An 11,769-nucleotide genomic window follows, 5' to 3' on the forward strand; every position below is an offset into this window, starting at 1 on the left:
GGGAGAGGGTTGGGCTGTGGGCGGGGAAGGGCCGAGACTAATTGAGATGCGAGGAGCTCGATACGCTCCACCGTATCGCCGTTGGTCCGCCACGGCCGGTCGCTCAGTGCGGCGAGAAGCGCCGGGCGTGGGCCTTGATAATCATCGGCCAGATCCCGCGTCAGCGGATCGAACGGCCCGCCCTGCGCATCGGTCAATCCAAGATCCAGCGCCAGCGCGCGGTGCAGGGAGGCGTCCTGCGGCTTGAGGTCGGAGCGCGGCAGCCGCGCGATCGACACTAACAATTCGTCGCGTTGCGCCGGCTTGGGCGTGCGGCCGAAGACGTGCAGGCCGTCGCGGATCTGCATTTCCTTGAGGTCGCACAGATGCGCATCGAGGGCGCGCAGCGCGTCCAGCGTCGGCGTGTCGCGGTCGATCGCGACGTCGGCGTCGAGCCGGGTGGCGCGGGCCAGCGACAGGATGTCGTCGGCGATCGCGTCGGCGCGTTTCGGATCGAGGTCGGCGGCGAGCGCGTATTCGTCGACCAGGCCTTCCAGCCGTGCCATCTCGTCGTGCAGTTCGGCGCGGGTCAGCGGCGGCGTGAGGTGATCGACGATCACCGCGGCGGTGCGGCGCTTGGCCTGGATGCCTTCGCCGGGGTCGTTGACGATGAACGGATAGAGATGCGGCAGCGCGCCGAGCAGCGCCGCCGGGAAGCAATCCTGCGACAGGCCGGCGCTCTTGCCCGGCAGCCATTCGAGATTGCCGTGCTTGCCGAGATGGATCACCGCGTGGGCATCGAAGGCGCGGCGCAGCCACAGATAGAACGCGAGGTAGTGATGCGGCGGCGCCAGGTCGGGATCGTGGAAGCTCGACTTCGGATCGATGTTGTAGCCGCGCGCCGGCTGCACGCCGACGAGGATGGCGCCGAAGCGATGCAGCGCCAGTCGAAAGTTGCCGTCCACCACATGCGGATCGGCCTCGGGCCGGCCCCAGCGGTTGTCGACCGCGTGGCGCACGGCCTGCGGCAGCGTCGCGAATGCGGCCTTGTAGTCGGCGACCGGCCAGCTGACGCCGCCGCTGCGCTGTTCGCGCGCGGTGAGTTCGTTGGTCGGTCCGCTCTGCAGCGTCTGCATCAGCTCGGCGGTGTCGGCCGGCAGCGCGCCGGTGTCGTAGCCGTCTTCGCGCAGCGCGTAGAGCAGATCATGCAGGGATTGCGGGGTGTCGAGGCCGACGCCGTTGCCGAGTCGGCCGTCGCGGTTCGGATAATTGGCGAGCACGATGCCGATGCGCCGTTTGCGCAACGGCAGCCGGCGCAGCCGCACCCACGCTTTTGCGAGATCGGCCGCGGCGTCGATGCGGTCATCGAGCGGCTGATACACGGTCGGCGCATAGTCGCCGTCGTCGCCGCGGCGTTGCTTGAAGGCGACTGCGCCGGCGAAGATGCGACCGTCGACCTCCGGCAGCACCACATGCATCGCGAGGTCGCGCGGGTTGAGGCCGCGGCTCGACTGCTCCCAGCTCTCTTTGCTGACGCAGGCTTGCGCGATCTGTAGGATCGGGCAATCCGCCGTGGCGAGGATGCCGGAGTCGTCCGCGGCCGTCGCGGTGGCGAAGGCAGTAGCGTTGAGGATCACGTCGGGCGGTTCGGCGGCGAGCGCGCTCTTCAGGAATGCGATGGAACGCGCGTCCTTGAGGCTGGTGACGTAGAGGCACGCCGCGTCCAGGCCGCGCGCTTCCAGCGCCGCGCGCAGCGCCGCGATCGCTGCGGTGTCGCCGCTCGCCACCAGCGCGCGGTAGAAGATGATCAGCGCCCGGCTGCGCTTCGCGGTGCGCGGCTCTTCGGGCCAGAAGCCGGCGGCCGGCATCGGTCGCGGCGGCGGTGGCGGGTCGTCGCGCAGGATCATCCAGGCGGCGTAGCGCAGCGCCAACCGCAGATTGTCGACGCCGCCTTCGGTGCAATAGCGCCACAGCGCGTGCGCGTCGTCGAGGTCGGCGTTGCCGCGCGCGGCGAGGCCAGCGTCCCAGTGTAGTTCGCCCGGAATGCAGACGAACAGCGCGCCGCGCGCGAAGGCATCACGCCGCAGGCTCTCGACGCCGTGCGGCCAATACGCTTCGCCGCCGAGCATGCGCAGGATCACGATCTTGGCCCTGGCGAGCGTGCGCTCGACATAGAGATCGACCGAGGCGGGATGGCCGAGCGCCAGCAGATTGGTCAGTCGCAGGCTCGGGAAGTCATCGGGGAGCTCGGCGCGTGCGGCGGCGAACGCCGCGAGGTCGGTGTCGGCAGCGGACAACACCACGATCTCAGCCGGCTCCTGCCCGAGATCCCGCGCGACATCGCCGTCGTCGATACTGGCGCTGGCATCGAGCTTCAGGTGCATGAGGTGCACCTTCGCGCTTCAACGCGTGCCGCCGTCATCCTGAGGTGCGCGCACGCATGTGCGCGCCTCGAAGGATGGTCGCAAGTCCGTGCCCCCGCCATCCTTCGAGGCACGCCGAAGTCGGCGTGCACCTCAGGATGACGAACGAGGGGGCACGTCATCGCGTCAGGCGCCAGCCAGCGCGCGGCGCGCGGCGTCGGTGTCGAAGCCTTTCAGGCCGATCACCACCAGATGGTCGGCGCGGGCGGCGTCGGGGCGGGCGAAGGCGAGGTCGACGCGGGTGCCGACGGCCTGCACCACGACGGGCGCGGGCTTGCCGGCGATGCGGCCGTGGCCTTTGACGCGGAGCACGCCGTCGAGGCCGAGTGCGGCGTCGATGCGGCTGCGCATCGCATCCAGCGTGTCGGCCGGCTGCGGTGTCACCACGATCGAGTCGAAATCATCGTGATCGTGCTCTTCGCCTTCGGGATGATGACCCGTGCGGGACGCAAGGTCGTCTTCGGCGGCGGAGTCGAGGCCGATCAGCACCGACGGCGCCAATTCGCCGTGCGAGCGGATGATGCGGACGTTCGGCCGCAGCCGCGACGCGAGCTTTGCTTCCAGCGCATCAAGCTGATCGGCGGCGACGAGGTCGCTCTTCGACAACACGACCAAATCGGCGCAGGCGAGCTGATCCTCGAACACTTCCTCGACCGGATCGTCATGCGTGGCGTCGCGCTTCGCCTTGGTGGCGTCGTCGTCGAGCGGGATGCGGCCTTCCCTGAGCGCCAGCGCGTCGACCACGGTAACCACGCCGTCGGCGGTGGCGCGGGTCTTCACCGCTGGCCAGGCGAACGCCTTCAGCAACGGCTGCGGCAGCGCGAGGCCCGAGGTTTCGATCACGATCGCGTCGAGCGGGCGGTCGCGGTTCAACAGCTTTTCCATGGTCGGGATGAAATCGTCCGCCACGGTGCAGCAGATGCAGCCATTGGTGAGCTCGACGATATCGTCCGGCGTGCAGGCGGCGTCGCCGCAATCCTCGATCAGTCCACCGTCGAAGCCGGCGTCGCCGAATTCGTTGACGATCACCGCGATGCGGCGGCCGTTCGATTGCGTCAGCAGTGAGCGCAGCAGCGTGGTCTTGCCGGCGCCCAAAAAGCCGGTCAGCACGGTGACGGGAATGCGGGTCGACATGTTAGTTACTCCGGCTGCGGACGCTTCAGCCACAGCGGCAGGCCCGCGGCGACGAACACGACTTGGGGGACGGTGGCGGCGACGATCTGGTTGAGGCGGCCCTGCGCGTCGCGGAAGGCGCGGCCGAGCGGCGTCTCCGGCACCAGGCCGAGACCGACTTCGTTGGACACAAGCACGATCGGTACGGAAGCGACGCCGAGATAGCGGGTGAGCCGCTTGGCCTCGACTTCGGGATCGCGGCCGGCCTCCATCAGGTTGAACAGCCACAGCGTCAGGCAATCGACCAGCACGGCGCGGCCGCGGCCGGCCTCGCGGGTCAGCGCATCGACCAGCGCCAGCGGCTCCTCGACGGTGGTCCAGCCGGAGAAGCCACGGCGATTGCGGTGATGCGCGATGCGCTCGGCCATCTCGTCGTCGCTACGCGTCGCGGTGGCGAGATAGATCTTGGTCAGGCCGCTGCCGGCGACCAGCTTCTCGCCGAACACCGATTTGCCGGAACGCGCGCCGCCGAGCACCAGCGTTGAAACGAGCGCGGTCATGTCGGTGCGCGTCCGTCGTCGGGCGACCAGCCGAGCGGCGGCAGCCGGGTCACCATGCCCTTGCGCAGCACCTCGGCACGCTGCCGCCACGGCACCAGGCCGTAGGGGCTGTCGCGATAGGCGGCGGCGAACGAGGCGATCGCCTCGGCGGCCGTATTCGGAAGGAGATCGCCGAACACGAAGCTGTAGCCGTCGGCGCTCGACACCGCGACGGTGGTGGGGCGCTTGCAGACGCTGAGGCATTGCACGGGCCGCACCCGAACATCGGCGGCATCGCCGAGCGCGGCGCGCATCGCTTCCAGCATCGGCGCGCCGGCATTGAGGCCGTCGGCGGATTTGCAGGACACGCAGACGCTGATCACCACCGGCCCGGTCGGCCGCGGCGAAGCTTCAACGTCGGCAGTGTCGGTCGTGGTGGTCGATTGATCGGTGGGGCTGCGATCCATGCCCTTGCTCGCGGCTGCGCCATTGGCGCCTGACAGCTTCGAGCTTTGTCGGATCGCGCGAGGTGGCGCGCTGCGTCACCGGGCTGCTTTCCGTCCGGTGCACCCCGCCCCGACGCCTCCAAAGCACTGTTGCTGATGGCAGGTCTCCTGGCTCGCGAGTCGCGGCCCTGTCGCCGCCTTCCCAGGATCCCGATGTCAGGATCGTCCCAGTGGCAGAGGCGCGGGCTCGTCGCTTACAGTTGCGGGGGCAGCACCGGGATTGAGCCGACCAACGTCGCTCGCACCGGATTCCCTTTTCACCTTCCTCGCGGAAGGACCATCATTGGTCACGGTATCTGCGGCTACCGGCTGGGTCAACCGCGCGGAAGGTGGAGTTGACGGCGGCGCCGACTTCCGCCACTTGCGCGGGTTCAGCAATCAAAGGACCGCCGATGCCGACCGACACTCTCGTTGCCTGGCAGCCGCCGCACATCGTGCCGGTGGACCGCGCGCTCGAAACCGCGCTGCGCGCCCGCATCGACGGCAAGGCCAAGCCGCCGGGTTCGCTCGGCCGCATCGAGACTCTGGCAGTCGCGCTCGGCGCGATGCGCCATCCGGCGGAGCCGCGCTGCGACAATGCGGTGCTGATGGTGTTCGCCGGCGATCACGGCCTCACCGAAGAAGGCGTGTCGCAATATCCGTCCGCCGTCACGGTGGCGATGGTGATGACCTATCTGGCCGGCAAGGCTTGCGCCAATGCGTTCGCGGCCGCCAGCCATGTCGACGTCCGGGTGATCGACGCCGGCGTCGCCGCCGACCTGCCGAATCATCCCGACCTGATCGACGCCAAGGTGCGGCGCGGCACCGGCAACGCGGCGCGCGAACCGGCGATGACGCCGGGTGAAGCCGCGCTGGCGCTGACCCGCGGCACCGAGCTGGCGGTCGCCGAGATCAAGGCCGGTGCGGAGATCATTGCGCTCGGCGAAATGGGGATCGGCAACACCGCGTCGTCGTCGCTGTTGCTGCACCGGCTAGGGCCGGCGCCGCTCGACGCCTGCATCGGCGTCGGCGCCGGACAGGACGCGCCCGGCATGGCGAAGAAACGCGCCGCGATTGAGATGGCGGCCGCGCGCAGCGCCGCGACCGCGCCATTCGAAGTGCTGTGCGAATTCGGCGGGCTGGAGATCGCCATGATGGCCGGCGCCGTGCTCGGCGCGGCGTCGCAGCAAAGGCCGGTGATCGTCGACGGCTTCATCGCCACCGCAGCGGCGCTGCTGGCGGTGCGGCTCGCCCCGGCGGCACGCGATTACTGCGTGTTCGCGCATCGCTCCGCCGAGCGCGGCCACGACCTCGCGCTGCAGGCGCTCGACGCCGAGCCGCTGCTCGATCTCGACCTGCGGCTCGGCGAAGGCACCGGCGCGATCCTCGCGGTGCCGCTGGTCCGCGCCGCGGCGCGGCTGATGACCGACGTGGCGGACCTGTCCGACGTGTTGGCGGGCAAACTGTAGGACATCAGGGTAGCAGCATGACCGGGGATCATCCAGCGAGCCTCAACGCCAAGCCGCCGGAGTTCGACGCGGCGTTCCAGCAGAAGCTGGCCGAGCTGATCGCGTGGCGGCGCGATGTGCGCCGCTTCAAGCCCGATGCGGTCGATCCGGCGCTGATCGAACATCTGCTCGACCTCGCCCAGCTGTCGCCTTCGGTCGGCAACAGCCAACCGTGGCGCTGGGTCAGCGTCGACAGCCCGGCGATGCGCAGCAAAATCCGCGACAATTTCGTCCGCTGCAACGACGCCGCCGCGAGCGCGTATCACGGCAAGCGCGCCGAGCTTTACGCGCAGCTTAAGCTCGAGGGCATCGACGTCGCGCCGCGGCAGTTCGCGCTGTTCTGCGACCGCGCAACGCCGCAGGGACTCGGCGTCGGGCGCCAGACCATGCCGGAAGCGCTGGACTATTCGGTCGTGACGATGATCGAGACGTTCTGGCTTGCCGCCCGCGCGCTCGGCCTCGGCGTCGGTTGGGTCTCGATCCTCGATCCGGAGACGGCGACGACCGATCTCGATGTGCCGGGGGACTGGAAGTTCATCGCCTATCTGTGCGTCGGCTGGCCGGTCGAGGAGCACGTCGACCCCGAACTGGTCCGCTTCAACTGGCAGGACCGCACGTCGGTCGGCCGCGGCGTGCTGTATCGCTGACGTCTTCGGTGCGCGATCGTACTGATCGTGGCGCGTATTTAACGACCGTTAAGCAAAGCGGCGCCGCGCCGCCGCTTTTGCAAGAAGTTGTCACAATTTGTCTGAATAGTCCGGCCCGTTCCGACAATGGAGGACCGGACATGACGACTTCACGCCTACCCCTGATCGGCATTGCCACTCTGGCCGCGACGACGCTTTTGTCCGCGCCGGCGATGGCCAACAATCAAGGCCAGCAGCGCAATGCCGCTGAAGCCACGTCGAACGGCTGCACCTCGTACATGAAGGCACCGGACGGAAGCTGGACGCCGATTCCCTGCACCGAGGCTGGCGCGACCGCCTCCGCGGCGCGGCGCGCGAATACGCGCACGTCCGAAAAGGCCGACTGAAACTTCTTGGAAGAGTGACCTCGCGGGTCGCCGCCTTCGGGGCGGCGGCCTCAATCGCGTTTGGGCGCCGGCTCGGCGATCGTCTTTGGAGTCGGCCGGATCAGCAGCGGGAAGCCTGAGAAGAACGTATCGGAATCGATCAGCTCCGGAATCCCCAGCCACTGCGACAGCGTGCGCGGGCCGGTTCTGACCCCCGCATGCGACCCGTTGCGGGACGATGCGGCCGGCTTCGCGGCTGTCTCGGAGGGCGCATTCCGCGTCGTAGCCGGAGCCGGCGATGCGGTCGGCGCCGTCTCGAGGGCCGCCGGCTTCGCGGGCGCCGCCGGCCTGGCCGGAGACGAGGTGGCGCCGGCGCGGGCGTGGCGGTCGAGCACCTGCTCGACCCGCAGGGCGCTGCCGAACGGCGGCTCGACGCGGACCGTCGTGCCGCCACGGCCGTTTTCACCAGGCAGCAGCTCGGCGTTGTCGAAGCCGAGGCTCTTCAATTCGTCGAGGGCGGCCTGCGCGCGGCCAGGACTGTCGAATACGCGGCTCACTTGCGCCATTTGCTTCGCTGCCTTTTACGGAAAGAGGTCAGCGGGCAGAACGGCGATGGCGGCGACTTCGTTCCTCGCGCGGGAGATCGCAAAGCGACGCAGGCCGCAGCGACCCGAGTGTCAGGCGCAAAGATCCGGCATGCAGCGGCCGCATCCGCCGGCGCCGTCACACATAGGCACGTCCGGGCCGGCCTTGCCTGGCTTGGCGATGAGCGACAATTGCTGGTCGAGGTCGGTGCTTTCGCAGGTCGGGCAGGCCGCGGTCTCATTCGCATACAGCAGCGTTTCGAAGCGGTGCCCGCACTTGTTGCAGACATAGCCGTAGATCGGCATGACGATCTCCTGAACGGAACTGCGGACGCCCAGCGATAGCAAACAACCGTGGCCGCGCGCAACGCGCCGGCCATGCGTAGAAGGGAGGATAGCCGATGGATGAAGCTGCTGCCTGCGTGGTGATGGTAACGGCTCCTAACAAGGAGGAGGCGGAACGATTAGCAATCGCAACACTCGAGGCCCGGCTTGCCGCCTGCGTCCAAATCCAGGCGATCACCAGTCACTATTGGTGGGACGGCAAGATCACCAGCGACGCCGAGCAATTGCTGCTGTTCAAGACCTTGCCAGAGAAGTTCGCGGCGCTGCGGGATCTGATCGGCAAGCTGCATTCCTACGACACACCGGAGATCATTCAGGTCCCGGTGACGGCCGGAGCCGAGAAATATCTCGGCTGGTTGCGGCGCGAGGTGGCGGCGAAGTAGCCGGGCCGTTCAGCCAGAGTGGGTGTGCCGCATTCGCCGCGAGTGCGGCAGTGAGGGCGGATCGCGCGATGCGCTGCGGCCAGTGCAAGAGATGGCTGCGGCAGGCCGGGCAATCGCTGGCGCCGAAGCCGGCGATCGGGCTGCCCAGGAAGCCGAGCCGGCGTACCAGCTCGCATTCATCGCCCTGCGGGATCGTCCAGGCGCCGAGCACATCGCTAGTGGTAGTGAGCTGATCGATGTGCCAGCGGATCGACTTGTCGCGGCGAAAGTGTCGACCGATCCGCGCGCGTAGTCCGCCGGGGCCGTATGCCGAGCCGCAATACAGATAACGGCCGGCAGCGAGCCGGACCGGTTCGGCTCTGCCGAGTCGCACGCTCAGCGGCGCGCCGACGCGTAGCGCCACCACATAAGCGCCGCCGATGGCGGGACAGAGGTCGAGCGACGGAAGCTGCATCGCCGCAGTGTTGCATGGCGCGGCGCGCGGTCAAGCGCAGGAACGGCTTAGTGCTTGGTCGGCACCTGGCTGAGCAGCATGCGCTTCAGTTTGGCGCGCGCCTGCATCTCGGTGGCGGACTTCATTACCAGATCCTTCGGCGCATCGGACAACGCCTTCGCCTGCGCCCATTCGGCCGCTGCGAGGCATTCCAAGTCGTCGGCCGACAGATCGCGAAACTGTGCGGTGTCCTGGGCCTTCATCGTCCCCTCGTCCCATCCCGTCCGAAGCTGCGCTGGCGCCGGAACTGTTATGTTCGAAGATGAGCTTAGCGCGAAGCGGAGCGCGCGCAATGGCGATCACCGCTTCGCCGCCGTGATTTCTTGCGCGAGGACCTCGCGAAAGGCGAGGGCGGGTAACATCATCTCCGATGGCGCGAGCCGCATCGCGGTTTCGCGGCATCACGGATGCAGCCTGGCGAGGCGTTGGCTGGTGTGGTGTTGACGGCAGCGCTGCGACGGCGGCAGGTTGCGGTTCCGCCCTTTCGTTTTCCGACGACGATCCATCTCATGTGCGAAGCTTTGCGCGATTACCAGGCGCCGTGGTGGCTGCCCGGCGGCCATTTGCAAACGATCTGGCCGGCTTTGTTCGCGAAGCCGCGGCCGAACGAGGCGCTGCGGCTCGCACGCGAGCGCTGGCGTGCGCCGGACGGCGATTTCATCGACATCGATCACCTCGCCGGTGCGGACGGTGCGCCGTGGCTCGTGCTGTTCCACGGTCTGGAAGGATCGTCGTCGAGCCGCTACGCGATCGCCTTCGCTAGGGCTGCACAGGCGCGTGGCTGGCGCTTCAGCATTCCGCATTTCCGCGGCTGCTCCGGCGAACCCAATCTGGCGCCGCGCTCCTATCACTCCGGCGACTTCGAGGAGATCGGCTGGATGCTCGATCGCATCCGCGAGCGCGCCGGCGCGCCGGTGATCGCCGCCGGCGTTTCTCTCGGCGGCAACGCGCTGCTGCGCTGGACCGAGGAGGCCGGTGCGGGCGCGGCGCAGACGGTGCGCGCGGTGGCGTCGATCTCGGCGCCGCTCGATCTGCTCGCCGCCGGAGCCGCGATCGACGCGGGCCTCAACCGGCAGATCTACGTCCGCAATTTCCTGCGCACCATGAAGCCGCGCGCGCTGGCCAAGTTGGCGCAGCATCCCGGCCTGTTCGATCGCGACCGAATGCTCGCGGCGACCACGCTGCGCGCGTTCGACGATGCCTTCACGGCGCCGCTGCACGGCTTCGCCGATGTCGACGATTACTGGACACGCGCGTCGGCGAAACCGCATCTGCACAGGATCCGCGTGCCGGCGCTGGTGCTGAACGCCCGCAACGATCCCTTCGTCCCCGGCGCCTCACTGCCGGCGCCGCATCAGGTCGGCGACTACGTGACGCTGCTGCAGCCGAATGACGGCGGCCACGTCGGCTTCGCGACGGGACCGTTTCCGGGTGCGGTGCACGCGATGCCGGAGGCGGTGTGCGCGTGGCTGGGCGGCGTGTAGTTTGCTGACTGAGCGACGCGGTACGGCGCACCTCTCCCGCTTGCGGGAGAGGTCGACGCGCGAAGCGCGGCGGGTGTGGGCACTCCTCTCCCCGTGTAGCTGAGTCAGCGGCTGGGGCGCCCTCACCCCAGCCCTCTCCCGCAAGCGGGAGAGGGGGCGCGCTGTACGTGGGGAGGGGCTACTACTCCTTCGCCTGGTCGGTGATGATGTCGCCGTAGCGTTCCCATTTTTCGCCGTCGAATTTAGCCATCTGGAATTGCTTGTTGACGCGGTAGTCGGTCGGCGTGGTGGTGACGGTGATGCCGGGGAGCAGCATGTCGAGCGGGACGTTGGTGAGGTTGCTGGCCTGGCGCATCACGTTCTCGCGCGTCAGGTCGTCGCCGCACTGCTTCAGCACCTGCACCAACAGCTGCGCGGTGATGTAGCCGTAGACGTTGAAGCTCGAATTGCGGTCGCCGTCCGGGTAGTACTTCGACATGAAGGCGAGATAGCGCTTGTTGCCCTCGTCATTGGCCCATTGCGGATCGTCCGGCTCCTTGACGTAGCCGACGCTGATCACGCCCTTCGAGGCTTCGAGCCCGGCCGGCTTCAGCACCGCGCCGATCGAGCCGGCGTTGATGTCGATGATGTGGACCGGATGCCAGCCGATCTCGTACAGCTTCTTGATCGCCTGCGCGGCCTGCTTGGGCGTCGCGGCGCTGAACAGCAGGTCGGCGCCGGAATCGCGGATCTTGAGGATCTGCGAATCGATGGTCGGCTCGGACAGTTCGTAGGACGCTTCCGCCACGATCATCTTGGCGGCCTTGTCGCCGAGCCCGGCCTTGATGCCGGCCAGATAATCCTTGCCGAGATCGTCGTTCTGCCACAGCACGCCGATCCTGGCGTTCGGATGCTCTTTCAGGATGAACTGGCCGTAGATGCGGCCTTCGACGAAGTAGCTGGGATTGAAGCCCATCGTCCACGGATAGGTCTTCGGGTCGGTGAAGCGCGCCGCGCCGGTGGCGGCGAACAGCTGCGGCACCTTCTTGGCGTTGAGATACTTCAGCACCGCGGCGTTCGGCGCGGTGCCGATGATCTGGAACGTCAGCAGCACCTCGTCGCCTTCGACCAGCTTGCGCACCTGCTCGACGGTCTTGGGCGGCGAGTAGGCGTCGTCGTACTGGATCAGGTTGACCTTGCGGCCGCCCACGCCACCCTGCTCGTTGACCATCCGCATATAGGCGGCCTGGGTCTTGGCGATCGACGAATACGCCGAGGCCGGGCCGGACAGCGGCACGGTCTGGCCGACCTTGATCGCGGTGTCGCTGGCGCCGGGATCGTATTTCTTCTGGGCCTGCGCGGCGGGCGCGGCGAGCAGCACGGCCGCCGCTGCGGCGAGGCCGACGATCGATCGTCTCATGGGGTTTCCTCGGTTCGTTGTT

At 68.2% G+C, this 11,769-nt stretch carries 14 protein-coding genes and 1 riboswitch; of the genes, 5 read left to right on the forward strand and 9 right to left on the reverse strand.

Features of this window, described 5'->3' with window-relative positions:
* From cobN to ACOJTD_RS20890, 4 genes are all read right to left on the reverse strand, one after another.
* The coding region (cobN, locus tag ACOJTD_RS20875; RefSeq protein ID WP_420134775.1) for a cobaltochelatase subunit CobN at window positions 1-2,363 on the reverse strand (2,363 nt) is incomplete at its 3' end.
* 165 nt (window positions 2,364-2,528) lie between these two features.
* Window positions 2,529-3,536, reverse strand: coding sequence for a cobalamin biosynthesis protein CobW (cobW, locus tag ACOJTD_RS20880; RefSeq protein WP_420134776.1), 1,008 nt, complete (start codon window positions 3,534-3,536; stop codon window positions 2,529-2,531).
* A gap of 5 nt (window positions 3,537-3,541) precedes the next feature.
* On the reverse strand, window positions 3,542-4,075 hold the full coding sequence (cobU, locus tag ACOJTD_RS20885) for a bifunctional adenosylcobinamide kinase/adenosylcobinamide-phosphate guanylyltransferase (RefSeq protein WP_420134777.1): 534 nt from the start codon (window positions 4,073-4,075) through the stop codon (window positions 3,542-3,544).
* A complete protein-coding gene (locus ACOJTD_RS20890; protein WP_420134778.1) occupies window positions 4,072-4,521 on the reverse strand; it encodes a DUF1636 family protein in 450 nt (149 codons plus the stop codon). The genes cobU and ACOJTD_RS20890 overlap by 4 nt, the downstream gene beginning before the upstream one ends.
* A 119-nt stretch (window positions 4,522-4,640) precedes the next feature.
* A riboswitch (cobalamin riboswitch) is annotated at window positions 4,641-4,857 on the reverse strand.
* A 95-nt stretch (window positions 4,858-4,952) separates the two neighbouring features.
* On the opposite strand from ACOJTD_RS20890, the gene cobT reads away from it, so the two are divergent.
* The 3 genes from cobT (at window position 4,953) to ACOJTD_RS20905 (ending at window position 7,080) form a co-directional block, all read left to right on the forward strand.
* The gene (cobT, locus tag ACOJTD_RS20895) at window positions 4,953-6,008 is read left to right on the forward strand and encodes a nicotinate-nucleotide--dimethylbenzimidazole phosphoribosyltransferase (protein WP_420134779.1); all 1,056 of its coding nucleotides are present in this window, start codon (window positions 4,953-4,955) and stop codon (window positions 6,006-6,008) included.
* A gap of 17 nt (window positions 6,009-6,025) precedes the next feature.
* The gene (bluB, locus tag ACOJTD_RS20900; protein ID WP_420134780.1) at window positions 6,026-6,694 is read left to right on the forward strand and encodes a 5,6-dimethylbenzimidazole synthase; all 669 of its coding nucleotides are present in this window, start codon (window positions 6,026-6,028) and stop codon (window positions 6,692-6,694) included.
* A gap of 140 nt (window positions 6,695-6,834) precedes the next feature.
* Window positions 6,835-7,080 carry a hypothetical protein gene (locus ACOJTD_RS20905; protein ID WP_420134781.1) on the forward strand — a complete coding sequence of 82 codons (246 nt, stop codon included), beginning with the start codon at window positions 6,835-6,837 and terminating at the stop codon, window positions 7,078-7,080.
* A gap of 50 nt (window positions 7,081-7,130) precedes the next feature.
* Here the strand turns inward: ACOJTD_RS20905 and ACOJTD_RS20910 are convergent, their stop codons facing one another.
* Together ACOJTD_RS20910 and ACOJTD_RS20915 are read right to left on the reverse strand one after the other, a co-directional pair.
* Window positions 7,131-7,625 carry a hypothetical protein gene (locus tag ACOJTD_RS20910; protein WP_420134782.1) on the reverse strand — a complete coding sequence of 165 codons (495 nt, stop codon included), beginning with the start codon at window positions 7,623-7,625 and terminating at the stop codon, window positions 7,131-7,133.
* 111 nt (window positions 7,626-7,736) lie between these two features.
* Window positions 7,737-7,949, reverse strand: a complete 213-nt coding sequence (locus tag ACOJTD_RS20915; protein ID WP_054165641.1) for an FmdB family zinc ribbon protein — start codon at window positions 7,947-7,949, stop codon at window positions 7,737-7,739.
* 95 nt (window positions 7,950-8,044) lie between these two features.
* Here ACOJTD_RS20915 and cutA point away from each other — a divergent pair, with 95 nt between their 5' ends.
* Entirely contained in the window at window positions 8,045-8,371 is a 327-nt protein-coding gene (gene cutA / locus ACOJTD_RS20920) for a divalent-cation tolerance protein CutA (RefSeq protein ID WP_254983717.1), read from the forward strand.
* Here the strand turns inward: cutA and ACOJTD_RS20925 are convergent.
* Both ACOJTD_RS20925 and ACOJTD_RS20930 read right to left on the reverse strand, forming a co-directional pair.
* A complete protein-coding gene (locus ACOJTD_RS20925; protein ID WP_420134783.1) occupies window positions 8,298-8,825 on the reverse strand; it encodes a GIY-YIG nuclease family protein in 528 nt (175 codons plus the stop codon). The two genes, cutA and ACOJTD_RS20925, sit on opposite strands and share 74 nt — an antisense overlap.
* 47 nt (window positions 8,826-8,872) lie before the next feature.
* Window positions 8,873-9,067 (reverse strand): hypothetical protein, encoded by a 195-nt coding sequence (locus ACOJTD_RS20930; RefSeq protein ID WP_420134784.1) that lies wholly within the window; start codon window positions 9,065-9,067, stop codon window positions 8,873-8,875.
* 306 nt (window positions 9,068-9,373) lie between these two features.
* Here ACOJTD_RS20930 and ACOJTD_RS20935 point away from each other — a divergent pair, with 306 nt between their 5' ends.
* Complete coding sequence (locus ACOJTD_RS20935) at window positions 9,374-10,348, forward strand: YheT family hydrolase (RefSeq protein ID WP_420134785.1); 975 nt, start codon at window positions 9,374-9,376, stop codon at window positions 10,346-10,348.
* Window positions 10,349-10,529: 181 nt separating this feature from the next.
* On the opposite strand, the gene ACOJTD_RS20940 is transcribed toward ACOJTD_RS20935, so the two are convergent.
* Window positions 10,530-11,747 (reverse strand): ABC transporter substrate-binding protein, encoded by a 1,218-nt coding sequence (locus tag ACOJTD_RS20940; protein ID WP_420134786.1) that lies wholly within the window; start codon window positions 11,745-11,747, stop codon window positions 10,530-10,532.
* Window positions 11,748-11,769 lie beyond the last annotated feature (22 nt).

It is taken from the genome of Rhodopseudomonas sp., assembly GCF_048594845.1.
Classification (GTDB): Bacteria; Pseudomonadota; Alphaproteobacteria; order Rhizobiales; family Xanthobacteraceae; genus Rhodopseudomonas.